Source organism: Cobetia sp. PDI-23MA (genome assembly GCF_059507735.1).
Map to the genome: position 1 here is coordinate 1,872,696 of NZ_CM183352.1, position 26,048 is coordinate 1,898,743.

General features: G+C 62.3%; 20 protein-coding genes and 1 pseudogene. 6 read left to right on the top strand and 15 right to left on the bottom strand.

All coding sequences use genetic code 11. The features are described 5' to 3' along the window. Window positions 1-484: 484 nt before the first annotated feature. From AC5WNJ_RS07985 to AC5WNJ_RS08040, 12 genes are all read right to left on the bottom strand, one after another. The gene (locus tag AC5WNJ_RS07985; protein WP_253063626.1) at window positions 485-1,291 is read right to left on the bottom strand and encodes a carbonic anhydrase; all 807 of its coding nucleotides are present in this window, start codon (window positions 1,289-1,291) and stop codon (window positions 485-487) included. A gap of 229 nt (window positions 1,292-1,520) precedes the next feature. Beyond that, window positions 1,521-2,840, bottom strand: coding sequence for a molybdopterin molybdotransferase MoeA (locus tag AC5WNJ_RS07990; RefSeq protein ID WP_495930957.1), 1,320 nt, complete (start codon window positions 2,838-2,840; stop codon window positions 1,521-1,523). Then, on the bottom strand, window positions 2,830-3,360 hold the full coding sequence (moaB, locus tag AC5WNJ_RS07995) for a molybdenum cofactor biosynthesis protein B (protein ID WP_495930958.1): 531 nt from the start codon (window positions 3,358-3,360) through the stop codon (window positions 2,830-2,832). Before moaB ends, AC5WNJ_RS07990 begins: the two co-directional genes overlap by 11 nt. A gap of 2 nt (window positions 3,361-3,362) precedes the next feature. Beyond that, on the bottom strand, window positions 3,363-3,707 hold the full coding sequence (locus tag AC5WNJ_RS08000; RefSeq protein WP_054556717.1) for a DUF1244 domain-containing protein: 345 nt from the start codon (window positions 3,705-3,707) through the stop codon (window positions 3,363-3,365). Window positions 3,708-4,008: 301 nt separating this feature from the next. Further along, complete coding sequence (locus tag AC5WNJ_RS08005) at window positions 4,009-5,055, bottom strand: formate dehydrogenase subunit gamma (RefSeq protein ID WP_495930959.1); 1,047 nt, start codon at window positions 5,053-5,055, stop codon at window positions 4,009-4,011. A gap of 9 nt (window positions 5,056-5,064) precedes the next feature. Next, entirely contained in the window at window positions 5,065-5,724 is a 660-nt protein-coding gene (fdh3B, locus tag AC5WNJ_RS08010) for a formate dehydrogenase FDH3 subunit beta (RefSeq protein ID WP_084208727.1), read from the bottom strand. 130 nt (window positions 5,725-5,854) lie between these two features. After that, window positions 5,855-8,701: a molybdopterin-dependent oxidoreductase gene (locus AC5WNJ_RS08015; RefSeq protein ID WP_495930960.1), complete on the bottom strand. Its 2,847-nt coding sequence runs from the start codon at window positions 8,699-8,701 to the stop codon at window positions 5,855-5,857. 214 nt (window positions 8,702-8,915) lie between these two features. Beyond that, window positions 8,916-9,143 (bottom strand): twin-arginine translocation pathway signal, encoded by a 228-nt coding sequence (locus AC5WNJ_RS08020; protein WP_495930961.1) that lies wholly within the window; start codon window positions 9,141-9,143, stop codon window positions 8,916-8,918. An 85-nt stretch (window positions 9,144-9,228) separates the two neighbouring features. Further along, complete coding sequence (locus AC5WNJ_RS08025; RefSeq protein WP_495930962.1) at window positions 9,229-10,005, bottom strand: TorD/DmsD family molecular chaperone; 777 nt, start codon at window positions 10,003-10,005, stop codon at window positions 9,229-9,231. 4 nt (window positions 10,006-10,009) lie between these two features. Beyond that, on the bottom strand, window positions 10,010-11,926 hold the full coding sequence (locus AC5WNJ_RS08030; RefSeq protein ID WP_495930963.1) for a 4Fe-4S dicluster domain-containing protein: 1,917 nt from the start codon (window positions 11,924-11,926) through the stop codon (window positions 10,010-10,012). 481 nt (window positions 11,927-12,407) lie between these two features. After that, window positions 12,408-13,178, bottom strand: coding sequence for a DUF3306 domain-containing protein (locus AC5WNJ_RS08035; protein WP_495930964.1), 771 nt, complete (start codon window positions 13,176-13,178; stop codon window positions 12,408-12,410). Next, the gene (locus AC5WNJ_RS08040; RefSeq protein ID WP_495930965.1) at window positions 13,175-13,732 is read right to left on the bottom strand and encodes a DUF3305 domain-containing protein; all 558 of its coding nucleotides are present in this window, start codon (window positions 13,730-13,732) and stop codon (window positions 13,175-13,177) included. The genes AC5WNJ_RS08035 and AC5WNJ_RS08040 overlap by 4 nt, the downstream gene beginning before the upstream one ends. Before the next feature lie 208 nt (window positions 13,733-13,940). Here AC5WNJ_RS08040 and AC5WNJ_RS08045 point away from each other — a divergent pair, with 208 nt between their 5' ends. Next, window positions 13,941-14,876 (top strand): formate dehydrogenase accessory sulfurtransferase FdhD, encoded by a 936-nt coding sequence (locus tag AC5WNJ_RS08045; RefSeq protein ID WP_495931032.1) that lies wholly within the window; start codon window positions 13,941-13,943, stop codon window positions 14,874-14,876. Continuing rightward, complete coding sequence (locus tag AC5WNJ_RS08050) at window positions 14,876-15,925, top strand: substrate-binding domain-containing protein (RefSeq protein ID WP_495930966.1); 1,050 nt, start codon at window positions 14,876-14,878, stop codon at window positions 15,923-15,925. Before AC5WNJ_RS08045 ends, AC5WNJ_RS08050 begins: the two co-directional genes overlap by 1 nt. Window positions 15,926-16,292: 367 nt before the next feature. Here the strand turns inward: AC5WNJ_RS08050 and AC5WNJ_RS08055 are convergent, their stop codons facing one another. Both AC5WNJ_RS08055 and AC5WNJ_RS08060 read right to left on the bottom strand, forming a co-directional pair. After that, entirely contained in the window at window positions 16,293-16,931 is a 639-nt protein-coding gene (locus AC5WNJ_RS08055) for a helix-turn-helix domain-containing protein (RefSeq protein WP_495930967.1), read from the bottom strand. A 507-nt stretch (window positions 16,932-17,438) separates the two neighbouring features. After that, window positions 17,439-18,371 (bottom strand): annotated as a pseudogene (locus AC5WNJ_RS08060) (histone deacetylase family protein); the annotation flags it as partial. A 201-nt stretch (window positions 18,372-18,572) separates the two neighbouring features. Between AC5WNJ_RS08060 and AC5WNJ_RS08065 the strand changes: the two are divergent. The 4 genes from AC5WNJ_RS08065 (at window position 18,573) to AC5WNJ_RS08080 (ending at window position 25,230) form a co-directional block, all read left to right on the top strand. Next, window positions 18,573-21,662, top strand: a complete 3,090-nt coding sequence (locus AC5WNJ_RS08065; RefSeq protein WP_495930968.1) for a bifunctional acetate--CoA ligase family protein/GNAT family N-acetyltransferase — start codon at window positions 18,573-18,575, stop codon at window positions 21,660-21,662. Window positions 21,663-22,094: 432 nt separating this feature from the next. Next, window positions 22,095-23,303, top strand: coding sequence for a quaternary amine ABC transporter ATP-binding protein (locus AC5WNJ_RS08070; RefSeq protein WP_176677040.1), 1,209 nt, complete (start codon window positions 22,095-22,097; stop codon window positions 23,301-23,303). Beyond that, entirely contained in the window at window positions 23,300-24,157 is an 858-nt protein-coding gene (locus AC5WNJ_RS08075; protein WP_495930969.1) for an ABC transporter permease, read from the top strand. The genes AC5WNJ_RS08070 and AC5WNJ_RS08075 overlap by 4 nt, the downstream gene beginning before the upstream one ends. A gap of 152 nt (window positions 24,158-24,309) precedes the next feature. Continuing rightward, window positions 24,310-25,230 (top strand): glycine betaine ABC transporter substrate-binding protein, encoded by a 921-nt coding sequence (locus AC5WNJ_RS08080; RefSeq protein ID WP_495930970.1) that lies wholly within the window; start codon window positions 24,310-24,312, stop codon window positions 25,228-25,230. Window positions 25,231-25,344: 114 nt separating this feature from the next. Here AC5WNJ_RS08080 and AC5WNJ_RS08085 read toward each other — a convergent pair whose 3' ends face one another. After that, window positions 25,345-26,016: an RluA family pseudouridine synthase gene (locus AC5WNJ_RS08085; RefSeq protein WP_495930971.1), complete on the bottom strand. Its 672-nt coding sequence runs from the start codon at window positions 26,014-26,016 to the stop codon at window positions 25,345-25,347. Between the last annotated feature and the right edge of the window lie 32 nt (window positions 26,017-26,048).

Here is a 26,048-nt window from a genome sequence, read left to right on the forward strand (position 1 = left end):
TTCTCAATGGCACATCTTGTGCATTCGCGACTTTCTATTAATTATCTATAATCAACACGTTATTATGGCTCGGATCATTTTTCTAGTACTCAGGTGTCAATCTCTTTCGTTGTATTATAGTTTATTCGTGTATAGGTTTTCTTTCGGCTGTAAATTTTCATGACTCAATGTCTCGTTGCCTTCGCGAACCGCTGCTCTACTGGAGATCGGGGAGTCGAGCGTTAAATTCAATAACGCCTGGTGAAGGGGTTCGGATCATGCGCTGAGTATGATTTTTCTAATCGCCTCTCAGACTAAAGGCCAAGTAGTGCTAACTGGTTAATTTAGCGTCAAAAAATGATCTTAATTTAAGGTGTGCTTATAAACTGTTGGCTGTTGAGGCGCAGCATGCGTTGTTTAAACGCATGAAATATGTCTTCGAGAATAAAAAAGGCGCCACCCGCGAGGGTGGCGCCTTTGTCGTCCGTGGCGTGCCTTGTATCAATCAGCGCTGAAGGGGGCGGGCATTCTCTCCGCCTTGCCATTCACGGTAGGCGTCGATCTGTGCCTGGGAGGCTTCGATCGGCGTCTTCATGACAAACCAGGTGACGGGCTCAGAGCATGGTGGGGTGGTAAGCGAGCCGGAGTACTGCCAGCCGGCATGCTCGCGCGGCAGCAGCAAGTTGGCAGACAGGCCGCTTGTCAGGGTCTCGGAGAGGCCGCGCTGGGGCAGGCGACTCAACAGGCGGCTGAGAGCCAGGTTGTCATGCCCTTCCTCGACCAGTACGGCCAGAACGGCCAGCTTGCCTTCCGGCGTGCTGTGCACCAGATGGATTTCCATGGCGGCACGCTTGCCGTCGATGGCGTGCTCTGACGGCACATGCAGGTGCACCTGCGACAGAGTGTACTGGGTGCCATCCAGCGTCATGGTATTGCCGCTGGCCCCTTCGATCTGCAGGGTGTGGCCCGTATCGCGCGTGACGAGCAGCGACGAATGGTAGTCGAGTATCGGGCCCGCTTCATTCAGCGTGCGTGACTGGCTATCGATGTCGATCGGCGACTGCTGGCTGCCGGCCGAGCACTCGGCATACCCCGGGGTGAGCTCCCCCCAATGCTCGGGGCCATTGGCACCGGCATTGGTACCGTCCGCTGATTCACTCTCATAGCTCCACTCAGTGACCGACGTGCCCGGGGCGGGCGACGTAGTAGTGTCATCGGCGAGCGCCGGGAAAGATGACGACGTGGCGGCAAGCAACACGGCCATGGCAAGTGGGCGTAACAGCGCGCGAGGCGACGAGGAAGAGGCTGGCATTGAGGTGTCCTTGCTCAAGAGTCCGTAACCGATCAGTGTCCTGAGTCGCCGTAGGCAGTCAGAACTCAGATGAATGAAGGCAGTTAGTGTGCCGGACTCAGGGGCGAGGTCAAGATGACGCTGGAGTGTCACTAGGGTGTCGCATTCCAGCGTCAGTTGTCGCGACGTTCATCGCATCAGTAGTCACGACAGTTGTAAAGACAGTTGTGAAAATAGGGAGGGGGAGATGTCAGCGCTCGAGCCACAGGCATTCCACACTGTCGCCGTGGTTGAGCTGTGCGTGGGGCGGAATCATGGCTAGTGCCTGAGCACCGGCACAGGAGGAGAGAACTGCTGAATTCTGGTCCGGGAAGGCATGCGCTTCAAGCTGGCCGTCACTGCCGGGCGACAAGGTCACGCGCAGGTGGTCCTGACGGATGGCAGTCTTCGCCGTGAAGGCTGCGCGAACCGTCATGCGTTTCAGCTCACGCAATGCATCACAGTCGGTCATCTCGCCCAGCAAGGGGCGAACGAACAACCAGCCGCCGACCCAGCTGGAAACCGGATTGCCCGGCAGGCCCACGACACGCACCGCGTCACCACGGGGGCTGTTGATACGCCCCAGAGCCAGCGGTTTGCCCGGTTTGATGGCCAGACGCCACAGATCCAGGCTGCCCAGCGCCTCGATGGCAGGGCGGACGTGGTCTTCCTCACCGACGCTGACTCCACCGCAGGTGACGATCAGGTCAGCCTGTTGCGCCGCCAAAGCGAGGACGTCACGGGTGGCCTCGAAGGTATCGGCCACATTGAGTGGCGCCAGCACCACCTCAGCCCCGAAGTCGCTGAGCATCTGGCTGAGCATTACGCGGTTGGAGTTGTAGATCTGGCCGGGCTTGAGCGGCTGGCCGGGTTCGATCAGTTCATCGCCGGTCGCGAACAAGGCCACTCGTACCTTGCGGCGCACCATCACGTGACTTGCCCCCTGGCCACACAGAAGGCCCAGCGCGGCAGCGTCCAGTCGCGTGCCCGCCGCGAGCAAGCGATTGCCTTTGCTGACATCCCTGCCTTGTACCCGAATGTTGTCGCCGTGGGTGCGAGGTCCGGGCAGCCAGACCAGGGTGGTGCCATCTTCGTCTTCACGCAGTGTCACCTCTTCCTGCATGACCACCACGTCGGCACCGTCGGGGATTTCCGCTCCGGTGAACAGGCGCGCGCAACTCGCCACGGCCAGCGGCGTGGCACGCTGACCTGCCGCGACACGCTGACTGATCGGCAGCCAGGCACCGTCACCAATGTCTGCCACGCGGGCACAGTAGCCATCCATCTGGGAGTTGTCGGCAGGCGGCACGTCAAGCTTGGCATGCACGTCCTCGGCGAGCACGCGCCCGGCAGCGTCACTGACTGCCACGCGCTCGGCAGGCATCAGCGGGCAGCTGTCACGTAGCGCGGCGAGTGCACTGGCCAGGGGCGCCAGCCCCTTGGCGCCGACAGGCACGGCGTCGCAGCCACATTCTGCCGCTGCGGAGGGCGACGGGCGAGAATGCGGGTCTTTACTGGTGTCAGTGGGCATGGGTTCCGCGCTCCGGAATCACCAGGTTGGCGAAGTTGCAGGGGCGGTGACGGCTGTCGAGCTGCTCCTTGAGGATACCGTTCCAGGCCGTCTTGCAGGCACCGGTGGAGCCGGGCAGGCAGAACACCACGGTACGGTTGGCAAGCCCTCCCAGACAGCGGCTCTGGATCGTCGAGCTTCCGACTTCCTGGTGGGAAAGCTGACGGAAGAGTTCGCCGAAGCCCTGGATTTCCTTGTCGAGCAGCACGCGAATGGCTTCCGGCGTGGAATCACGCCCGGTGAAGCCTGTGCCGCCCGTCGTCAGGATGACCTGCACGGCCGGCTCCGCGATCCACTCGCTGACCACGGCGCGCAGTTGATAGACGTCATCGGGCACGATGCGCTTTTCATGCAGCGTATGGCCAGCCGCCGTCAGGTTGTCGACCAGGGCGTCGCCGGAGCGGTCATTCTCCGCCGTACGTGTATCCGAGACGGTCAATACCGCGATGGTGAGGCCGATCTGTTCGTCATTGCCGCTCATGATCAGTCCTTCTTGCCTTGTTGACGTGCCTCGAGCGCTGCCAGCTGCTCAGGTGTCGCCTTGGCCTGGTGGTGTGTCTTCCACTCGGAATAGGGCATGCCGTAGACATGCTCGCGCGCCGCGTCGTAATCGAAGCTCACGCCGCGCTCCTCGCCAGCGGCCATCAGCCACTTGGACAGGCAGTTGCGGCAGAAGTCGGCGAGGATCATCAGATCGATGTTCTGGACATCCTTGTTGTCATCCAGGTGCTTGAGCAGACGACGGAACGCGGCCGCTTCCAGTTCGGTGCGGGTCTGTTCGTCCAGTTGGCTCAGGTCTTGTACGGCTTGAGGGGTCGGGTCGCTCATCGAATTCTCCTGAGAAGGCGCAGCCTGGCGCCTGCCTTCATGCTGTCGGGGTGCCTGGTGGGCCCAGGCGGGATATCTGAAACTTTACGCAACTAATGCAGAGCTGTGAACCAGCGCTGCACGCCCGTGGTTCGGTCTGTGATTTGGCAGACGGATTGGCCGGTGGAATGCCAGTGGGTGGCAGAGTCGCGAAAGAGTGTGCGCGGGCAAGCGAGAGAGCAGGCGCTGGCAAGCGAAAACGCCCGGCAGGCGAACCTGACCGGGCGTATCTTCACTCATCCAGCGGATGTCTGACGCCGCGCTAATTCGGACGTTGCTGACGTGCCAGGCTATCGTCAGGTGCCGTGGCGGGGTCTGCTGCCGGGTCTGCCGCTTCGGCCTGCTTGACCTCGTCGTACCACAGATTGTGGTGCTGCTTGGCCCAGGTCTCATCGACATAGCCGGTCTTCATGCCCTCGAAGGCACCCTCGGTACCAGCGGTGCCGATATAGATGTGGCCGAAGGACACCGCGATCAGTATCAGCGAGGCGATGCCGTGGAAGACATTGGCCCACTGCATGTTGTCACGCGTCTGACCGAAGATCGGGAAGTCCAGCACGAGCCCGCTGGCAATCACTACCAGGCCGACCGTCGCCAGAATCCAGTACCAGGCCTTTTCCCCGCCATTGGCGAAGCCGGCATCCGGATGCTTACCCTTCATCATGCCGCCACCCTGACGGAACCAGTCAAGGTCATGCTTCTTGGGAAGATTGAGCTTCAGCCACTTGGCCAGCACCAGGATCAGCATGATCGAGAACAGGGGGCCCACATAGTTGTGGATCACCTTGGTCGCCATGATCATGTTGGCCCAGAACACATCCCCGAACACATTGCGGAACACGAATTTGCCCCACAGCAGATTGATGCCGGTAATGGCCAGCGTCAGGAATAGCGTCGCCAGCGTCCAGTGCATGGCACGCTCCAGCGCCGTCCAGCGCAGCATCAGCTTGCCGCTGCGCGGGTGGTCCAGATTGTTGCGTCCCACCAGCAGGTAGAAGATCGCCAGCACGGCCAGCATGCCACCCAGCGCGATCAGGCCGCCCGGTGAGATCCAGCGATTGCGGATCTGGCGCCAGGTCTCGCCGCTCTGGTTGATCAGGCTGTAGTTGGAGTCATGACGGCTGTCGATGGAGTTGCCCCCATTCTTGACCTGCCGCCAGGTATCGGCGTCCACCGTGCCGACCGCCTGACCGATCTCGCCGTCAGGGTTCGCGGCCAGTGCCTGAGGAGCCAGCCAGAGACTGGCCAGCATCAGGCACAGGAACATGGCGACCACGGTCAACCGTGAAGCTGTAAAGTGCGCGCGCATGTCGCCTCCTTACCCCTTGCGGGCTGCGTCGTAGGCCAGGTGGTCCGCCTGCTGGACGCTGCTGGTGGTCAGATTGGCAGAGGTTTCCGGATGGCTGGCCTTGTCGACCGGCGACCAGGCGCCGTCTTCATGGCCGCGGTAGACCACACGCTGACGGAAGATGTCGGAGACGGTCTCGGCATCGCCGGCCAGCAGGGCCTTGGTGGAGCACATCTCGGCGCACAGCGGCAGCTTGCCTTCGCTGATGCGGTTGGCGCCGTACTTCTCGAACTCTTCTTCCGGGCTCTCGGCCGGGCCGCCGGCACAGAAGGTGCACTTGTCCATCTTGCCGCGCTCGCCGAAGGCGCCTTGCTGCGGGAACTGCGGGGCGCCGAACGGGCAGGCGTACAGGCAGTAGCCGCAACCGATGCAGATGTCCTTGTCGTGCAGGACGATGCCATCATCGGTCTTGTAGAAGCAGTCGGTGGGGCAGACCGCCATGCACGGCGCGTCATCGCAATGCATGCACGCCACCGAGATGGAGACTTCACTCGGCTTGCCGTCGTCCAGGGTCACCACACGGCGACGCTGGATGCCCCACTCGGTCTCGTTGGCGTTCTTGCAGGCTGTCACGCAGCCATTGCACTCGATGCAGCGCTCTGCATCACACAAAAATTTCATCTGGGCCATGGTGCTTCTCCTTCACGACCTGTCGCCGGGTTACTCGGTCAACAGGCCGGATGATTCTGGTAACGGATACGTACGATCGTGTCCTGTGCTGCGTCATGGCCGCGTCACTTGGACGCGGCCGTCACTCGAGTCAGGCGAGGCTGACGCGGCACAAGGTGACCTTGGTTTCCTGCATCAGGGTCACGGGGTCGTAGCCGTAGGTGGTCGCGGTATTGGCCGATTCACCGAGCACATAGGGCACGGTGCCTTCCGGATAGCGGGACTCGAGGGATTCGCCTTCGTAATGCCCACCGAAGTGGAAGGGCATGAAGACGACATCCGGGCCGACACGCTCGGTGACCATCGCCATCACCTTGACGCGGCCGCCCTCGGCGCCCTCGACCCACACCATGTCGCCGTCCTTGATGCCCTGGTCATTGGCCAGAGCCGGATTGATCTCGACGAACATCTCCTGCTGCAGCTCGGCCAGCCACGGAATGGAGCGCGTCTCTTCGCCACCCCCTTCGTATTCCACCAGGCGGCCCGAGGTCAGGGTGATCGGGTACTTGGCGCTGACGTTCTTCTCCTGGATGGAAGAGTAGAGCGTCGGCAGGCGATAGATGGACTCGGAATCCGGCCAGGTCGGGTAGTCCTTCACCAGGTCGCGACGCGCCGTATACAGCGGCTCGCGGTGCTTGGGAATCGGGTCCGGGAAGGTCCACACCAGGGCGCGCGCCTTGGCGTTGCCATACGGCATGCAGCCATGCTTGATGCACACGCGCTGGATGCCGCCGGACAGGTCGGTCTTCCAGTTCTTGCCCTCCGCCGCCTGCTTTTCCTCGGCCGTCAGGTCATCCCACCAGCCCAGCTGCTTGAGCAGCTTGTCGGTGAACTCCGGATAGCCATCCTCGATCTCGGCGCCCTTGGACCAGGAGCCTTCCGCGAGGATGTTGGTGCCGTTGTGCTCCACGCCGTAACGCGCGCGGAAGTTGCCGCCACCCTCGGCCACCGTCTTGGAGGTGTCATACAGGATGGGCGAGCCCGGGTGCCCCATCTCCGGCGTGCCCCAGCACGGCCACGGCAGGCCGTAGAAGTCGCCGTTGGCCGGGCCGCCACGGGCCTTGAGCGTCTCGAAGTCGAAGGTGTGCCAGTTCTGCTGGTGAGCCTTAAGGCGCTCAGGGCTCTGGGCGGTGTAACCCACCGTCCACATGCCGGCATTGAACTCGCGCGTGATGTCCTCGACGACGGGCACGCTGCCCTCGACCTTGATGTTGCGGAACAGCTCGTCGGCGAAGCCCAGTTTGCGAGACAGCAGGTACATGATCTCGTGGTCGGGCTTGGACTCGAACATCGGCTCGATGACCTGATCGCGCCACTGCAGGGAGCGGCTGGAGTTGGTCACGCTGCCGGTGGTCTCGAACTGGGTCGCGGCCGGCAGCAGATAGACACCGTCGGTACGGTCGTGCATGACGGCGGCGATGGTCGGGTAGGGGTCGACCACCACCATCATGTCCAGCTTGGCCATCGCCTTCTTCATCTCCGGCCCGCGGGTCTGGGAGTTGACGGCGTGGCCCCAGTAGAACATCGCCTTGAGCGCCGTGCGCTGCGAGATGCGATCCGGATTCTCGAGCACGCCATCGACCCAGCGCGAGACGGTGATGCCGTTGGTGTGCATCGGCTTGCCGTCATGATATTCGGTCTGGTCGTAGCGGTTCTGGATCCATTCGTAATCGACGTTCCAGACCTTGGACCAGTGCTTCCACGCGCCTTCGGAGAGGCCGTAGTAGCCCGGCAGGGAGTGGGACATCAGGCCCAGATCCGTGGCGCCCTGGACATTGTCGTGACCGCGGAAGATGTTGGCGCCGCCACCGGACTTGCCGATGTTGCCCAGCGCCAGCTCCAGGATGCAGTAGGCGCGGGTGTTGTTGTTGCCGGTAGTGTGCTGGGTACCCCCCATGCACCACACGACGCTGCCCGGACGGTTCTGGGACAGGCGGCGTGCGACGTCGAGCATGTCGGCCTCGGCGACGCCGGTGATGCGTTCGACTTCCGCCGGTGGGAACTTGGCGACTTCAGCACGCACTTCCTCCATGCCGTAGACACGCTGCTGGATGTAGGCCTCATCTTCCCAGCCATTCTCGAAGATGTGCCACAGCAGGCCCCAGATGTAGGCGACATCGGTGCCCGGGCGCAGGCGCACGTACTTGTTGGCCTTGGCCGCGGTCCGCGTGAAGCGCGGGTCGACGACGATGATCTCGGCGTTGGAGCGTTCCTTGGCCAGCAGGATGTGCTGCATGGCCACCGGGTGCGCTTCGGACGGGTTGGAGCCGATGAACAGGATCGAACGACAGTTGTGCATGTCGTTGAAGGAGTTGGTCATCGCCCCGTAGCCCCAGGTATTCGCGACCCCGGCCACCGTGGTGGAGTGGCAGATACGCGCCTGGTGATCGACATTGTTGGTGCCGAACAGGGCCGCGAACTTGCGCATCAGGTAGGCCTGTTCATTGCTGAACTTGGCCGAACCCAGCCAGTAGATGCTGTCGGGGCCGTGCTCCCTGGTGAGCTCGAGTACCTTGTCGCCGACTTCCTCGATGGCCTGCTCCCAGGAGAGTTTCTTCCACTTGCCACCTTCGAGCTTCATCGGGTACTTGAGGCGACGGTCGGAGTGACCATGCTCACGCAGCGATGCGCCCTTGGCGCAGTGCGCGCCGCGGTTGAAGGGGTGATCGAAGGCGGGTTCCTGCTTGGTCCAGACACCTTCTTGGACCTCGGCATAGACGCCGCAGCCCACGGAGCAGTGTGAGCAGATGGTGCGCTTCGTCTCGACCGGCGCATCAGACACTTCGGTCTTGGCTTCGGCGCGTTTCATCATCGGGGCGGCCATGAAGCTCGCAGCGGCAAGGCCGCCGGTGGCGACACCGCTGCGTTTCAGGAACTGGCGGCGGTTGATACCGAGTCCTGAGGTCTCTTTGGCAGAGGGGGTGGGGGTCAGTCGCATGACATCATCTCTCCTCGTCACCCGAATCATTGCCCGGGCCGCGTGAGCGGGTCAGGGGGCAATGTCGGGAGCGGCGGTCTTTCAGATCAGGGGCAGTCCTGATCCGTGCCGACTTGTCACTGTCGATGGCGGGCGGAAACCTCTCCGCGCTGCCCGTTGTTCAGGCCGCTGGCCGCGCGCATGGCGCTGGCTCTGTGCACTGTCTGTCTGGCATTCAGTCACGCAGCGTGGCGTAGAAGGCCTTGATGTGATCACTCTCGCGATAATTGTCAGTGCCCTTGTCCTTGACAGGGGCCTCTGGCGCGGCCTGGTCCGGAATCACGGCACCGGCCAATGACCCTGCTGCGGCAACTCCTACGGTGCTGGCGCCCAATACGCGCAGGAATTTGCGGCGTCCCTGGCGCGCCTGGTTATGGCTGTCTTTTGCGTCATCAGTCTTCATGCTGATCTCCTGTCGGCAATGCTGCTGGGTGATGCGAGATGGATAGCGTTGCAGTCTCGAATGTTGCTTCACGTCATGCGTGACATCAGTGTCTTGCGTCGGGCGCCACACTGGCTGGCATGACGAGCTGGACGGTCTCGGCCGTCACCTGCTCGCCAGAGTTGTGTTCGGTCGCCGCATGCAGCGGGATCGAATCACCGAGGTTCAGGCGCTCTGCCCGCAGGAAGGCCTGCCCCAGGTAGCCGACAGCGGCATAGAAGGGGCTCTCGCGTCCCGCGAGGTCGGCGCAGCAGCGCTCGCCCCAGCTGGCCACATGGCGGCGGAAGAAATTGACCTGCTCGCCGGGCATCTCATCGATCAGCATGGCCATCACTTCGCACAGTGCGCCGAGATGATCCTCGGGCTCATGCACGTCGCTCTGGCGTTCGAAGCCGAGACGTTTCAGGTCCTGGCGCAGGGCGACCAGCGGCATCTCCATCAGCGAGCCGGTGAGGTACCAGCTGGCGTAGGGCACTACCTCGCCCTGCACCACGCCTACCAGGCTCTGGAAGAAGTCGTCTTCCAGCCGGCGCGAGTCGCTGACGCGGGCGGCCAATGACAGCGACGCCAACGCACGCGGCAATTGTTGCTCGGCAGCCCCGGGCAGGCTGATGGCGTCATGGTCGAGTTCGGCCAGAAAGCCGATCAGTTCCGCATCCGGCGCTGCGCGCAATAGCCGCGCCAGTAGTCGGTAGAGGTCGACGCGCAATGCCTGCTGTTCTTCACTATGGCTTATCAGAGAGTCGGCCGCAGTGGTGTCAGGTGCACGGTCGTCAGTCCCACCTGCTGCAAAGTCGTCGGGAGTCGACGTGGGTGATGTCATTGGCTCACACCTTGAGTTGGGCATCGGGATTGCGTGCCATTTCGTGCCAGATGTCCTTGACGCGGCAGTCGCTGCACATCTTCAGGCGCAGTGCACCATCGCCCTGGAAGTAGGCATGCGAGGCCAGTTTGGTCTGCATCGCCGTGATGGTGGCGGTGGAGCCGAACGGCGTGCCGCAGCTGATGCAAGGGAAGGGCACATCCTGCTTGATCAGCTGCGGTTCGCGGCGCACCTCGGGCTGCGGCGCAAAGCCAGGCGTCAGGGTGATGACCTGCTCCGGGCATGCCTGCTCGCACAGGCCACACTGCACGCAGTCACCTTGAGTGAAGGATAGTGCAGGCGAGGTGCGATTGGCCGAGAGGGCGCTGGTCGGGCAGACGGCGACACATCCCTGGCACAGCGTGCAGTTGTCGCTGTCGACGTTCACCACGCCGAAGGGCGCGCCTGTCGGTACGGCGACGCTGTCCTGCGCCAGGTCCGCGACCGACAGGGTCGCCAGGTGATCGAGCACCCGATTGAGGCGTTCGCGCTTGCCGGGGCGTGCCTGCGGCTGACCCAGCAGCCAGTCACGGGCGATCGGCTGGCCGGGCTGCTGCTCTTCTTCGCTGTCCGCGCCCGGTGCCAGAGCAACACACAGCGGCGTAATCAGGGGCAGGGCTTCAGCCTCGTTGCTATCCATTTGTGGCAGAGGGGACGGCATAGAGACGAAGCGGATGCGCGGCTCGCCACTGGCCGCATTGGCAAGTCCCATGCTGTCGAGCAGGGTCAATGCCAGGCGACGTTCGCTGTCGAGCTGCTGGTGCTGGCCTGCAGGCAGGTCGTGGGGCAGTTCGACGATGACCTGTGTGGCGCCGAGTGCGAGTGCGGCCAGCCACTCGTCGTGCCCGGTGGCGGAGATTTCCTCGAGAGTGATATCGAGGCAGCGCTCCTGGTCGACACTCGCCAGGGCAGTCTGCGAGGCAAGGGATTGCTCCAGGCGATAGCGCAGCAGCGGGTAGAGGCCGCCGCCATCCTGATAGCGCTCCAGCAGGCGCTGGATCTGTTCCATGCGCTGCTCGGCCGGAGGCTGGGTGAAGCTCAGCGCGCCGGTCGGGCAGGCGCTGACGCAGCTGGCCGCGCCGTGGCACAGGTAAGGGTCGATCTCGATATGCGCATTGCGACGACCAGCCACCGAGAAGATGGCATCGGCACTGCACGATGACAGGCAGCGCGTACAGCCGATATTGCCGGCACTGGCGTGCGCGCAGGTATCAAGATTGACGGTCACGTAATTCGGTTTGTCGAAGTTGCCGATCAGGCCCGCGAACTGCATGGCCCAAGCGGTCAGCTGTGGCAGTGATTCCTGAGAGGCCTCTGCATCGGCGACCAGCTGATCCAGCTCGGCGATGATGTCCGCGCCGGCCTGCAGATAGCCGGGCGGTGGCAGTTCCGCCTGGTTGAGCGGCTGGCTGGACAGGTCGGCGATCAGGTCGAAATGGGGCGCGCTGCCGGCACCTTGCGGCGCCAATGCGGCGGCCAGATTGACGCCATCACTGGCAAGGCTGAACTGGCCGAGGTGACCGCTCAGCGCGAGCATGTCACGCGGGACACTGTGCGCAGGCAGGGACTCGCTGGCGGCGAGATGCTGTTCATCCATCGTCACCAGCGCACTGTTGTCCTGCTCACTGATCAAGAGTGCCACCGGCAGCTGAGCGGTAGCCGGCAGGCGGGTCAGCAGACTTGCCAGTGCGCGCACTCGCGCCTCGCTGCCGATGATCACGGTGCGTCCCTGACTGTGATAGCGGATGGGGGCGCTGCCGGCATCCGTCGCCAACAGCGGCAGACTGGAGGCAGGCGAGCCACCCATGGCGGATGACAGGGCGCGTTGGCGTGCTTGTTGATTGAGGGCGCGTTGAGCGCTCTCGAGGCTTGAGCTGAGCATCCTCATCCTTATTCGGTCGTGGCGGACCTTGCATGCAAGCTGCCGTCAGGTGGCAGGCGGATGATGCAGGTCCCGGTCGTCGCTGATTCTCGCGGCCTCTCTCGGTCTTTCGCGGTCAGGGCCGGGTCGGCGATCGACAGTCGTTCAGTGGGGATTCATGACAGGCCAGCTGTCCTTGCACCATGTTGATGACATTGCCGTTTTCGCGCTCGGCGCGCGCGAGGTGCGGTCAGGTCGCGCAGGCGCTCATCACCGCAGGCGGTTGACGTTTGTCATCATCTTCAAGGGTTGGCATGTCATGCTGAATCTTGCCTGTGTGTTGCAGACAGTGCGCCTTGATTGGGCGCGTCAGGGTGACCCATGAGGCATCAGGATGACCTTGGTCAGGCGTGCTCGGCTTGCTCGTGGGTCATAATGACTCATGTCGAGTCGCGGCGCGTCATCCTGACGCCCTGTTGGGGCTTGTGGTATCGGCCTCTCGTCACGGCTTGTAACGGGCGACACGGCCATCATCTGATTCGGGTGCTGTCTCGGGCGAGTCTTGCGCAGGTATCGCTTGCGGGTCAGGCGAATCGACTATCTCTTCTCTGGGTGTCGCGTGTGTCTCGCCCACCGACGCCCCGCCATCAGGTGCCTGCTCAGCGATCTGATCGTCTGTCTCCTGCGCCGTATCCACCTGGGGTGTCTCGCTCGCCTCATTGAGCTTTTCCAGGCCTTCTTCGACCTTGCGGGTCCAGCTGCGCAGCGTGTCGGCGACACCTTCGGCGAGCGGGCGCATCTTGGAAAAGTCCTGGTCGTAGTCATCCAGCCCATCGCGCACCGAGTGCTCGCCACCCATGAAGATGCGTCGCAGCGCACGCTGGCGTAGCGCCGGGTCTACGCCGCTCTGCATGAAGGCACTGATGTCGGCGTCTGGGGTCAGGGTGTCGGGGTCTGGCAGCTCGATGGCTGGCGTTTCAGCATTGTCATCGCCCGATGCGTGCTGAGCGTTCTCGGCAGCTGCCTGTTTTGCTGTGAAGGTGCTATCGCCGCTCGGGGCTTCGTGCACCGAGACGCTCGCTGCTGAGGTGTCAGCGCTATGGTCAGAGACGACTTCCGCCTGTGAGGGCGGGAGGGTGTCGTCTTTGGTTCCCACGGCGCTGTCCGGCTGTGCCAGTTGGTCTTCTCGGCGGGTGTCGCCTTGCTTGCGGCGTGACCAGCGCGAGAACAGGCCTTCATTGGCCGGGCTTGCGTTATCGTCGTGCTGGCTCATGACGTGCTTTCCGTACCATTACCGGGCTGATGCGCCCTGTGGGGTGTCGCGGCGGGTTGCTCTGCCTGACTGGCGCGCCCGGCGCCCTTGCGTTTCTTCTTCTTGCCTTCGTCGATGCGCTCACCGTGACGCGCGAGGTAGGCTTCCAGCCACACCATCAAGGCAGGGGGCATCGGCACGTCCAGCACCAGCTGGTCGCCATCCATCCACTGCGATGCCACCTCCTGACAGGCCGTCACCACGCGAGGCTGCATGCCGTCGGCTTCGCGCTCATCGCATTGGACGAACAGGCGCGGCTGCTCGCAGCGCAGGTTGTAGCGGTAATCGGTGCGCTCAGTCAGGTGAAGCTGCAGCGGCAGGATGCGGCGATGCGCTACCTCATCAGCGGGGGCGGGCTCTGCTACGTGCGATTCCGTCTCTGGCGTTGCAGAGGGCGAGAGATCGGCAATCCGCCAGGTGTCGATGCTGAAACGCCCCAGTTTCTGCGTGGTGGGCGCCAGGGTGATGCTCAACCAGCGGGTGTCGTCACTGCGGGGAGGGATGGATTCAGACATGGCTTCCTTGTTCACTGCTGTACCCGCAAGCGGGTCTGAAAAGAATGCTGCGAGGGTGCTGGTTTGCAAGATGCATGCCGGCGCTTACGATATCAGGGTCTTCATCAGTCAGTGCGGGGACAGCTCTGCCATCGGACTGGTACTCTACGGCGATTCAGCGCAAGAATTGCCATTCCAACCGGCTCGATCAGGGAGACCCGAGTTCATGATGCCCTCTGCACGGCCAGCGATCAGTCGCGCCACACTACCCACTACGCTGGACATCGAAGTCATGGATGAGTGCGGTGAGCGCCATCAGCAGTCCATTGCCGCCGAGCGCTCGCTGACCATCTATCTCAATCGGCGCGAGATCGTCACCTTGATGACCCTGGGTGCCGAACCTGAGGCGCTGGTGGCCGGTTATCTGCGCAATCAGGGACTGCTGGGTGAGCTTGAGGACCTCGAAGCGCTGCAGGTGGACTGGGAAGTCGAGAGCGCCTCGGTAGTGACGCGTCATCTGCCCGAGGATATCGAGCAGCGCCTCGGCAAGCGCACCGTGACCACCGGCTGTGGGCAGGGCACTGTGTTCGGCAATCTGCTGGAGCGCCAATCACTGGCCTCGCTGGACGCAGGCCCCTTCAGTCAGGCCTTGTTGTATCGCCTGCTGGAGGCGCTGGCGGCGCACAACGCGACCTATCGCAAGGCCGGTGCGGTTCACGGTTGCGCCCTGTGTCGGGATGATGAGGTATTGGCGTTCATCGAGGATGTCGGCCGCCACAACGCCGTCGATACGCTGGCGGGGCTAAGCTGGTTGGCGCCCCTGAGTGATGATGCCAGTGATTATCAGGGGGCCAACATCTTCTACACCACCGGCCGCCTGACCTCCGAGATGGTACTGAAGGTGGCTCAGGCGGGGATCTCGGTGCTGGTCTCACGCTCCGGCGTCACGCAGAAGGGGGTGGAGCTGGCGGAACGCTTTGGCGTGCTGTTGATCGCGCGCGCCAAAGGGCGCCACTTCCAGGCGGTGGACCCTGCCGGGCGGCTGGTGCTGGACGCCATCCCGCCGCTGCGTGCAGGTGACGCTCTCAAGTCATCGCGCCATGACGCGTCAGGCAAGCCATCTTCATCAGCCTGCGCAGCCGGGCACGACAAGGAGGGGCAGTGATGAGTCGTCTTTCTTCGCCGCTGGGCGTCATACCCTCACAGGGCTTTTCCTCTGAACTCGGCACACCTTCGGGTAGCTCAGTCAGTGAGTCTTCAGGCGAGGCCCTGAATGCGGCCACCGGTCGGCAGGCTCCGGTCTCCCACGACAACCCCTTTCTGACGGTGCAGGAAGTCGCGCGACTGCTGCATCTCAACGAGAAGAAGATCTATCAGCTGGCCAGTGACGGGACCATGCCGGCGACCAAGGTGACCGGCAAGTGGTTGTTTCCACGCCGATTGGTGGAGCAATGGATTCTCGAGTCCAGCCATCATGGTGTACTGGCGGATCGTCTGATGATCACCGGCAGTGACGACCCGCTGCTGGCCGCGCTCTCCATGCGCCTCAATCAGCAGCATGCCGGTAGCGCCTTCTATGGCATGAGTGTGACCGGTACGCGTCTGGGGCTTGATCTGCTCAGCCAAGGGCGGGCTGACGTCTGCGCCATTCACTGGGGGCGAGCGGAAGAGGCGGCGCTGCGTCATCCGGCGCTGATTCGCGGCCACGATGGCTATCGTCAGTGGGTGATGGTGCGGCTTGCGCGTCGTACCCAGGGGCTGATCATCCGCAATGATGATCGTCATCTGTCCATCGACCCCAGCGGCCTGTTCGGTTCGCAGCGGCGGTGGGCGGTGCGACAGGAGGGGGCGGGCTCGCAGCGCTTCCTGCAGGAGTGGCTGTCCGGCCATCAGATGCGTGCCGAGCAGCTCAACACCCTGGCGATCGCCTATTCCGAGCGTGAAGTGGCCTCGATGGTGGCGCGGGGCGAGGTGGATGTCGGCCCCGGCACGCTGTCGGCCGCCAATGAGTTTGGCCTCGGCTTCGTGCCGGTCTGTGAAGAGGCCTTCGACCTGGTGGTGCCGCGCAATGTCTACTTCCGCGATCTCTTCCAGGGATTGCTGGACTATCTGGCCACACCGAATGGTATTCAGCTGGCGCAATCCCTCGGCGGCTATGATCTGCGCGAATGCGGACAGTTGATCTGGCGCGGCGATGCCGCACAGCACGATTGAGACGCTCGGTATCGAGACGCTCAGTATTGAGACACTCGGTATTGAGATGCTCTGTAATGAGACGCTCGATAAGCTGAACACCTAGCGGATGCTGGCGGTCAGGACTGGCCGGAAGCCATGAGTGTCTTTACGACATCCAAAAAATCGCCCATTAGCGCATGGCTAGTGGGCGATTTTTTTATTGCGGGCTGACGGCGAGCATGGTCTAGCAAGTCATTGTTTCGAATGGACCGGCCAGGTGGCACTCGCGTTAAGGCAATCTTTGCGGTTTAGCTTCCCGCCAGCGCGTCATATGGCTTATCTCAGCTCATCTCACTTCAACACAGCCCAGCTCGCTTAAACACAGCTCTGCTCACTTCACATCAGCTCAGCTCGGATCCGAATCATTGCGAGTACACACTGACAGCACGATGGCATCTTCTTCGCTGGTAGAAACCAGAGCGTGACCCATGTCGGAGTCGAAATAGATGCTGTCACCCTCACTCAGCGGCAAGGGTTCATAGAATTCCGAATAGAGCTGAATGCTGCCCGCCAATACCATCAGGAACTCCTCGCCGTCGTGACGCACCCAGTCGGGGAAGTCATCGAAGCTGCGCGCACGCACGCGAGTCTTGAAGGGAATCATGCGTTTCTGCGCCAGCTGCCAGGACAGCAGCTCGTGCTCATAGGTCGGTGTCGGGTGTGACTTGCCATCGCCGACGCGCGTCAGATCGCGACGCCCGAGAGTGCCACTCTGGCGCTTGGGCGGGCTCAGCAGCTGCGGCAGGTCGATGTTGAGTCCATGAATCAACTTCTGGACCGCAGTGAAGGTCGGCGAGATCTGCTCATTCTCGATCTTGGACAATGTCGAGCGTGCCAGCCCCGTGCGCTGGCTGACATCTTCCAGCGTCCAATGATGGGAGAGGCGGATCTGCTTCACGCGTTCGCCAAGCTTCAGGGGCTCAACGAAGGGTTTGCGACCGGAAGCGATCCGGACGGCGGCGTCCTTGTCTGTCGGTGTGCTCATGAGAGTGGCTTCGCTATGGGCGTGATATTGGCGGCGCACGACATTGAGTGTCGCAGCGCTGTCAGCTGGCGATAAAGTTTACTATCGGAAACTTTATCGCCAGCTTATCACAGCATGGCAAGTGCGCATCATCCCGACACGTAGCCAGCATGGCTGTCCGCGACATGGCTGTCTGTAACACTCAAGGCTTGCTGGTGCTCGCTTGATGGAGCGACAGGTTTCCTGGCTGCGCGAAACCTGTCGCGAGGTGTGGTGCTCGCCAGGGGGAAGCCACCTGTGCGGGGGATGCCCAGCGCTAGAACAGCCGGGCATTAGAACAGCAAGGCGCTAGAACAGCGGGTGATCACGCTCATCCTCGGCGGGCTTGGCAAGCGGCGGCTGGACGCAGTCTGGTGTGCCAGGGGCGGAGCGGGTTGGGAGGGTAGCCACGGTGGGAGGCGCGAGATCGAGCTGATCTAATGGGCACTGGCCGGGGCGTTGGCCGCTGGCACGCGCATCGAGGCCATCCTGCATCGGCAAGCCCGCCAGCGCCTTGAGATGCGCCTCGGTGCTGCGCCCCAGTGCCTCCAGGCAATACCCGCCCTCCAGCACGGAGACGATACGCCCGTGGCAATGGCGCCGCGCGACATCCATCGCCAGCAGGGTGACCCAGTAGTAGTCGTCATCTTCCAGGCACAGTTCCGCCATCGGGTCTTCACGATGCGCATCAAAGCCCGCCGAGATCAGGATCAACTCCGGCTTGAAATCATCCAGCTTCTTCAGCCATTGGGCTTCAATGGCGCGTCGGAAGGCCAGTGAGCCGCTGCCTTCGCTCAAGGGGGTGTTGTGGATGTGCTCCCAGCGGCTCTCCAGATAGCGCCACGGGTACATGGCGTCTTGGAAGGAGGAGCATACCAGCGTATCGGGATCATGCTTGAAGATATCGACGGTGCCGTTGCCCTGGTGCACATCGAAATCGAGGATCGCGATCCGCTTCACGCCGTAATGCTGGCGGGCGTGCAGGGCGCCCACCGCCACGTTGTTGTAGAAGCAGAAACCCATCGCATCGGCGCGTTCGGCATGGTGGCCCGGTGGGCGCACGGCGCAGAAGACGTTGTCGGCCTGATCGCGCATCACCTGGTCGACCCCGCGTACCACCGCGCCGGCGGCCAGTCGCGCCGCGACCAGGCTATCGGCACACATCACGGTGTCTTCGTTGATGGTCAGCAGCTGCCCGGCCTGGGGCGGGCATTTTTCCAGTGCCTGCAGGTGGCGCATGGGGTGCACGCGCGCCAGCTGCTCAAGCGTTGCCGCTCGCGCACTGTATTGCTGGACATGCTGAATCACGCCGCTCAGCGCCAGCTGACGTTCGATGGCCTGCAGACGCAGTGGGCTCTCGGGATGGGTGGGGCCCATGAAATGCTGACCGCAGTCGCGATGGGATATATAGGAGGTGATCATCGGCATGCCTGCGTGAGTGTGCGGGTCATAATGGTCTGCACCATGACGTAACAGTAAGAGTCGTCAATGGCATGAGCCAGTCGCCGATGGTCTACCTTGTTTCACGCATGAAGGGCGCGAGGATAGCTGTTCAGACCTGCGCTTTCGCGGCATGCTGCTCATTTCGCGCTGACGAGGCGCAACCGCTGACAGGACAAGCCTATGGGAACGCGATTTCTGCGCAATTTCTTCGAGCCCGCCAGTATCGTGGTGATCGGCGCTTCGGAAAAGCCGCATTCACTGGGCGGGCAGGTATTGCGCAATCTGCTTGAAGGGGGCTTCAAGGGCGCCCTGACGGTGGTCAATCCCAAGGGATATGAGACGGTGCATGGCGTGGCGTGCGTCAAGCGGGTCAATGAGCTGGAGCAGGTGCCGGACTTGGCCATTCTGTGCTCACCGTCGGATACCTTGCCGCGTGTGGTCGAGAAGCTGGGCCGGCGCGGCGTCAAGGCGGCGCTGCTCATTTCGGGAGGTGTCGCGCCGACACCGGTCAGCTCGTTGGCTCGCGTTACCGGCAAGGGGCTTGAGATGCTGTCACGCCGCGATGGGCTGAACTTCTCTGCCCCGCGCCTGCCGGGCATTCACACGTCCATTTCGAGCAAGTCAGGCCCCAATCCCTCCGCCACCGAGTCGTCGTCTTTGGATGAGGCCGGCGAGCCTTTAGCGTCGAGCCCCGAGCGCTATCCGCGAATCGCCGACAGCACGGACGACGTGCTGGACGCCTCGCAGGCACGAGAGCCGGGGGCCGAAGTCCCGCGTATCCACCGTGATCAGGAAAGCCTCAACAGTCGGTTGCTCAAGGCCGCACGAAACAGTGGGATTCGCCTGCTCGGGCCGGAATGCATGGGCATCTGCGTGCCCAATCGTCACCTCAATGCCTCCTTCAGCGGACAGCCGGTGGCCAAGGGCAAGGTTGCCTACCTCGGCCAGTCGGGAATGCTGGGCAATGCGATGATCGACTGGGCGGCGGGTCGCGGCATCGGCTTCTCGCATCTGGTCACCCTGGGCGACAGCGTCGATGTGATGCTGCCCGACCTGATCGACTATCTGAACCAGTACGGGCCCTCGCAGGCCCTGCTGCTGCACCTGGAGCGCATTCACGACCCGATGCACTTCATGACCGCCTTGCGCGAGGCATCCCGCAATCGGCTGGTGCTGGCGATCAAGAGTGGGCGCACCCCGGAAGCCGACCTGTTCGGCACGCATGTCACGCGGGGCGTGCCCAATCGCGACCGGATCGTCGATGTTGCCCTCGCGCGTGCCGGGGTAGTGCGGGTCAATGACAGCGAAGACATGTTCGATGCGCTGGAGACGCTCAACCGCATGAAACCCTTGCGCGGTGATCGACTGGCGATCGTCTCCAACGGGTTGGGCCCGGCCTTGCTGGCCATCGACAAGCTGATGGCGGGCGGTGGCAAGCTGGCGGAGCTGAGTGCTGACAGCCGTCGCGCGCTGCTCAAGGCCGAGCTGGATGTCAGTCTGCCGGGACGCAATCCGGTCGACCTGGGCGGCAACGCCACGCCGGAAGATTTTCTGGCCGCGGTCGACATCGTGGCCAATGACGCAGGGGTCGATGCCGTGCTGGTCGTGCATGCGCCGACACGTCTTGCGCCTTCGCGGGCGACGGCCGAGGCGCTGGTGGCGCATCGCAAGCAATTCCGACGCAACCTGCTGACCAGCTGGATGGGACTTGAGCAGGCACTTTCGGCCCGTCATGAATGTCATCTGGCCGGCATTCCGACCTATCTGTCACCTGAGAAGGGCGTCAAGGCCTTCCTGCAGATGGTCGATTATCACCGCGTGCAGACACTGTTGCAGCAGACGCCACCGAGCCTGGCCTTCTCGACCAGTGCCGAGATCCGCGCCCGTGCCCATGACCTGGTGCATAGCGCGCGGCGTGCAGGCCGTGAATGGTTGACCCACTCGGAGACGGCGCAGGTGCTCGATACCTATGGCATCGCGACCGCGCCCAGCCGCTATGTACTCGACGCCGCCGAAGGCGTGCGTGCCATCGTCGAGTTGCAGCGTTCTGCCACGGATGACGACAAGCCTTCTCGTCAGGGCCCCTATGCGCTGCGCGTGGTGCATGAACACAACAGCCAGCCGTTCCGCTATCGCCGCTACCCACAGCGGTTGTCTTCCGGCGTGGTGCAGGACCTTTCCGGTCCGGAGGATATCGCGCTGGCGATCCGCCGCATCACCCAGAAGGTGGCGGAGGGCGATGCAGAGCGCGGCCGCAGTGACCACGAGCGCACGCGCATTCATGAGTTCTGCCTGCAGCCGATGCAGCGTGGCAAACACTCGCTGCAGTTGAGCGCAGGCATCACCCGCGATGACGAATTCGGCCCGGTGATCGTGTTCGGTATCGGCGGTTACAAGGTCAATGTGCTGGCGGACCGCCAGGTGGCCTTGCCGCCCCTCAACATGACACTGGCGCGTGAGCTGATCTCGCGCAGCCATGCCTCCCGCCTGATCGCCGAGCACTCGCCGGACCCGGAGCGTGATTTCGAGCGCGTCAGCACGCTGTTGATCAAGCTCTCACAGTTGGCATCGGATTTGCCTGACATAAGAGGGTTGGAAATCAATCCGTTGTTGCTCAACCGTGAGGAAGCCGTGGCGGTGGACTTCGCGTTGGATCTCGGCAAACCGGCTCGTTTCGCGATCATGCCGTATCCGGAGGAGCTGCGTGAATGGGTGTCGCTGGACAATGGCATGCACGTCGAGGTGCGCCCGATACGCGGCGAGGATGCGCCCTTGATCACGGCCTTCCATGCGCGGCTCTCCGAGGAGAGCATTCGTTTCCGCTACTTCCACCACAAGGCGGCGCTGACTCAGCGAGATCTCGCGTTGCTCGCCCAGATCAATTACGACCGCCAGATGGCCTTCATCGCCGAGCGTGAAGTGGAAGTCCAGTCAGGTCAGTCGCCGCAGCGCGAGATGCTGGGGGTGGTGCGGGTATGGAATGACCCGGACAACATTCGCACCGAGTTCTCCGTCATCATCCGCGATGACATGCAAGGCGAGGGGATCGGTCGTCTGCTGATGGAGAAGATGCTGCGCTATTGCCGCTCGCTGGGCACGCTGGAGATGGTCGGCAAGATCATGATCGACAACCATCCGATGCGTGCCCTGATGAAGCACCTTGGCTTCACCTGTCGCTACAACATGGAGGAGCAGGTCATCGATGCCAGCATCCGTCTCAACGAGCCGGTCAGTGACTGGCAGCGCCTGAGGCTGGAAGCCAAGGCCTGATGCGTCTTGTTGGTGCATGGACTCATTTGATAGGCGTGTGCGGGGGGGGGCAAGGGCGCGTGCACGTCAGGCGGTTCTCGGCCACACGCAATGCGTCAGGGGATGGAGAGCAATAGACCAATAACAACATGCAATGTCGTGATTCAGGGAGGTACCAGCAAGAAGCGTCAAGAGCATACCACCTTGGTCGTATAAACATCTGTTCGTGTTTGAGCGCTTATCAATAAAACTGTATTGTAAGTACAAATATAAGAATCCTTTATGGTTAATGGCGCAGGGGATGACACAGTATTCTGCCAGCAGGTCGGCAAGCGCAGCTTGCGGCCAGATTGCGCGATGTCAGCGGCAGGGTGAGCCATTCTCCCTGCCGGATTGAGTGCGTAATGGACAGAATCCGTGAATATTTCCTGCCCGCTGACGACAGGAAAGCCAATGACTGACACTCGCGACGTGAAGATTCGAGTGCGCAATCTGAGCAAGGTGTTCGGCAATCAGCCCGACAAGGCACTCAAATTGCGTGATGAGGGCATGAAGCGCCCTGAGATTCTCGAGAAGACTGGCCAGACGTTGGGGCTTTCCAACGTGGAATTTGATGTGATGGAAGGCGAGTTGCTGGTCATCATGGGGCTGTCTGGTTCCGGGAAATCGACCCTGATCCGCTGCCTGAACCGGTTGATCGAACCAACGGAGGGCGAGATCCTCATCGATGGCGATGATGTCGCCAAGCTGGATGACAAGTCGCTGTTGCGCTGTCGCCGCAAGCATTTCTCGATGGTGTTCCAGAATTTCGCGCTCTTTCCGCATCGCACTGTGCAGCAGAACGCCGAATTTGGCCTCGAGGTGCGCGGTGAGGACAAGACGGTCTGTTATCAGCGTGGGCGCGATGCGCTCAAGCAGGTAGGGCTGGAAGGGTGGGAAGATGCCTATCCCAGCCAGCTCTCGGGTGGCATGCAGCAACGGGTCGGCCTCGCACGCGCCCTGGCCAACGACTCAAGCGTTCTGCTGATGGACGAAGCCTTCTCGGCGCTCGATCCTCTGATTCGCAAGGATATGCAGCAGGAGTTGCTGGCGCTGCAGCACAAGATGAAGAAGACCACCATCTTCATCACCCACGACCTCGATGAAGCTCTGTCCATCGGCGACCGCATCATCCTGCTCAAGGATGGCGAGATCGTGCAGATCGGCTCCCCCGAAAGCATCCTCACTTCCCCGGCCAATGATTATGTGGCGCGCTTCGTCGAAGGCGTCGACATGTCGCGTATCCTCACTGCGCGCTCGGCGATGACCGATGTGCGGGCCACCGCACGTGATGACGATGGCCCGCGCACGGCGCTGCGCAAGATGGGCGACAACGGCCTCGACAGCCTGTTCGTGGTCCGTCGTGATCGTACCGTGCTCGGGATCATCACCGCCGAGGATACCGAACGTGCCGTGCGCGAGAATCTTACCGATCTCTCGAGCATCATCCACTCCGATTGCTGTCAGGTCTCGCCGGAAGAACCGCTGCACAACCTGTTCGCGATGTTTGCCGGTCATCACCATCCGCTGGCGGTGGTCGATGAGCAATCCCGCCTGTTGGGCGTGGTGATCAAAGGGTCCGTACTCGCGGAACTGGCGGAAGCAGGGGAGGCACACGCATGAGCGACGCAACCGGTTTTACCATCCCGAAGATAGAGCTGGGTGACTGGATCGAGACGGGGCTGGATTACCTGACGACCAACTACTCAGGCATCACCCGCGGTATCTCCAAGTTCACCGAGACCGGCATCGACGTCCTGAACGATGCACTGATGTGGCTACCCGAGTGGGCGCTGATCGCCCTGGTCGCGCTGTTGTGCTGGCGGCTGGCCGGCCCGCGACTGGCCATCGGTTCCGTACTGGGGCTGGGGCTGATCTGGAACCTGGATTTGTGGCACCCGATGATCGAATCCCTGACCCTGGTGGTGATCGCCACGCTGGTCGCGGTGGTCATCGCGGTGCCGCTGGGGATACTGGCGGCACTCTCGGACCGCTTCTACAAGGTCATCATGCCGGTGCTGGATTTCATGCAGACCATGCCGGCCTTCGTCTACCTGATTCCGGCGATTCCCTTCTTCGGCATCGGCTCGGTCTCCGCCATCTTCGCCACCGTGATCTTCTCGATGCCGCCGGCGATTCGCTTCACCACGCTGGGCATTCGTCAGGTGCCCAACGACCTGATCGAAGCGGCCGATGCCTTCGGTGCCACCCGCAGCCAGAAGCTCTTCAAGCTGCAGCTGCCACTGTCACTGCCCACCGTGATGGCCGGCATCAACCAGACCATCATGCTGGCACTCTCGATGGTGGTGATCGCGGCCATGATCGGCGCCGATGGCCTGGGGAATGAGGTCTGGAAAGCCATTCAGCGCCTGCGTCCGGGAGATGGTTTCGAAGCGGGCATCGCGGTGGTCATCCTGGCCATGCTGCTCGACCGCCTGACCCAGACCTTCAGCAAGGAAAAGAAGCCCCGTTCATGAGGGGATTCACCAGTGGCCTCCGTGCGCTTTGTGGCTACGCGGAGGCCGCTTCGAGGACTTCCATACCCGACTCAACGTTTGGCCGTCGACACGCGTTTCTCGACAGATGTGCTTCGATAAGCAATGAGTAAATTCGAATAAAGGGGAAAATGATGAACAAGCAAGATGCCTCCCGCACTACCTTGAACGTCACCGCGAAGATGAACGCTGCCACCAAGGCATTGCTGCTTGGCGCTGTCATGTCCTCCTCACTGGCCGGGGCAAGCGCCGTGTATGCCGCCGGTGACAAGGGCGATGTGACGCTGGCCTACGTCGAGTGGTCTTCTGAAGTCGCCTCCACCAATGTGGTCAAGGCTGTGCTCGAATCACAGGGCTACAACGTCGAACTCAAGGCGCTCTCTGCGGCGGCGATGTTCCAGGCGGTCGCCTTCGGCGATGCCGATGCCATGGTCGGTGCGTGGCTCCCCACCACCCACGAAGACTACATGGCCAAGATCGCCGACAAGGTCGACGACCTGGGCGTCAATCTCGAAGGCACCAAGCTGGGGCTGGTCGTGCCGTCCTACAGCAAGCTCGAGACCATCGACGACATCAAGACCCACGCCGAGGACATCGATGAGCGCATCGTCGGCATCGAGCCGGGCGCAGGTCTGACGCGCCTGACCGAGCAGGTGATCGAGGACTACGATCTCGAGGACATCGACCTGACCACCGGTAGCGGTGCGACCATGACCGCCGCGCTGAGCAATGCGATCAAGGGCGAGCGTGAGATCGTCGTCACCGGTTGGACGCCGCATTGGATGTTCGCCCGCTGGGACCTCAAGTACCTGGATGACCCGAAGGGCGTCTACGGCGGTGCCGAGGAGATCCACACCCTGGCGCGCAAGGGACTCGAGGAAGACATGCCGGAGGTCTACGCGATTCTCGACAACTTCGCCTGGACCCCGGCTGACATGGGCGAAGTGATGCTCAACAACCAGGAAGATGACGCTGACCCCTACGAAACCGCCAAGGCGTGGGTGGAAAGCCATCAGGATATCGTCCAGCAATGGCTGCCGGCCGCGGCTGAGTGATGCCTGACACATGACTCGCTGAGTCATGTATGACGAAACGCCCCCACAGGGTCTCCTGTGGGGGCGTTTCGTTGTGTGTCTGCAGATCACTCGACGGGCTTAGGACAGGCTGGCTCAGAACGGGCAGGGACTGCGCACTTCCATGCGCTCACCGCTCACCGGGTGATCGAAGCTGATCATCTCGGCATGCAGCATCAGGCGCTCGGCCATGAAGAAGGCCTCATCCGTCGCATAGAGATCGCAGCCCAGGATCGGGTGGCCGATCTGCTGACTATGGATGCGCAACTGATGCGTGCGGCCGGACACCGGCGTGAACTCGACTCGCGTCCGCGCCGGATTCTCAAGACGCTCGATGACGCGGAAGTCACTGATGGCGGGCTTGCCGGTCTCGTGGCAGATTTTCTGCAGCGGAAACTGGTTGACGTCCTTGGCGATGGGCAGCGAGATGCGCCCGCTGTCCTCCTCGAGATGGCCATGCAGGATCGCGGTGTAGGACTTGCCGATGTTGCGGTCCTGAAACTGGCGGGTCAGGTTGCCGTTGGCGGGCTTGTTGAGCGCAACCAGCATGATTCCGGAGGTGCCGAAATCCAACCGATGCAACAGCTTGGCACTGGGGTATTCCTTGACCAGGCGATGATGCAGCGAATCCAGATTGAGCGGATGCTTGCCGGAGAGGCTGAGCAGGCCACTGGGCTTGTGGATCAGCAGGATGTCATCGTCGGCGTACAGTACCTCGTAGGTCTCGTGGCAGACGGGAACGATGAACGGGTCGGCTTGTGGCTGCATAAAGGCTCGTCAGTGACGTCAAGGGAGTCGGG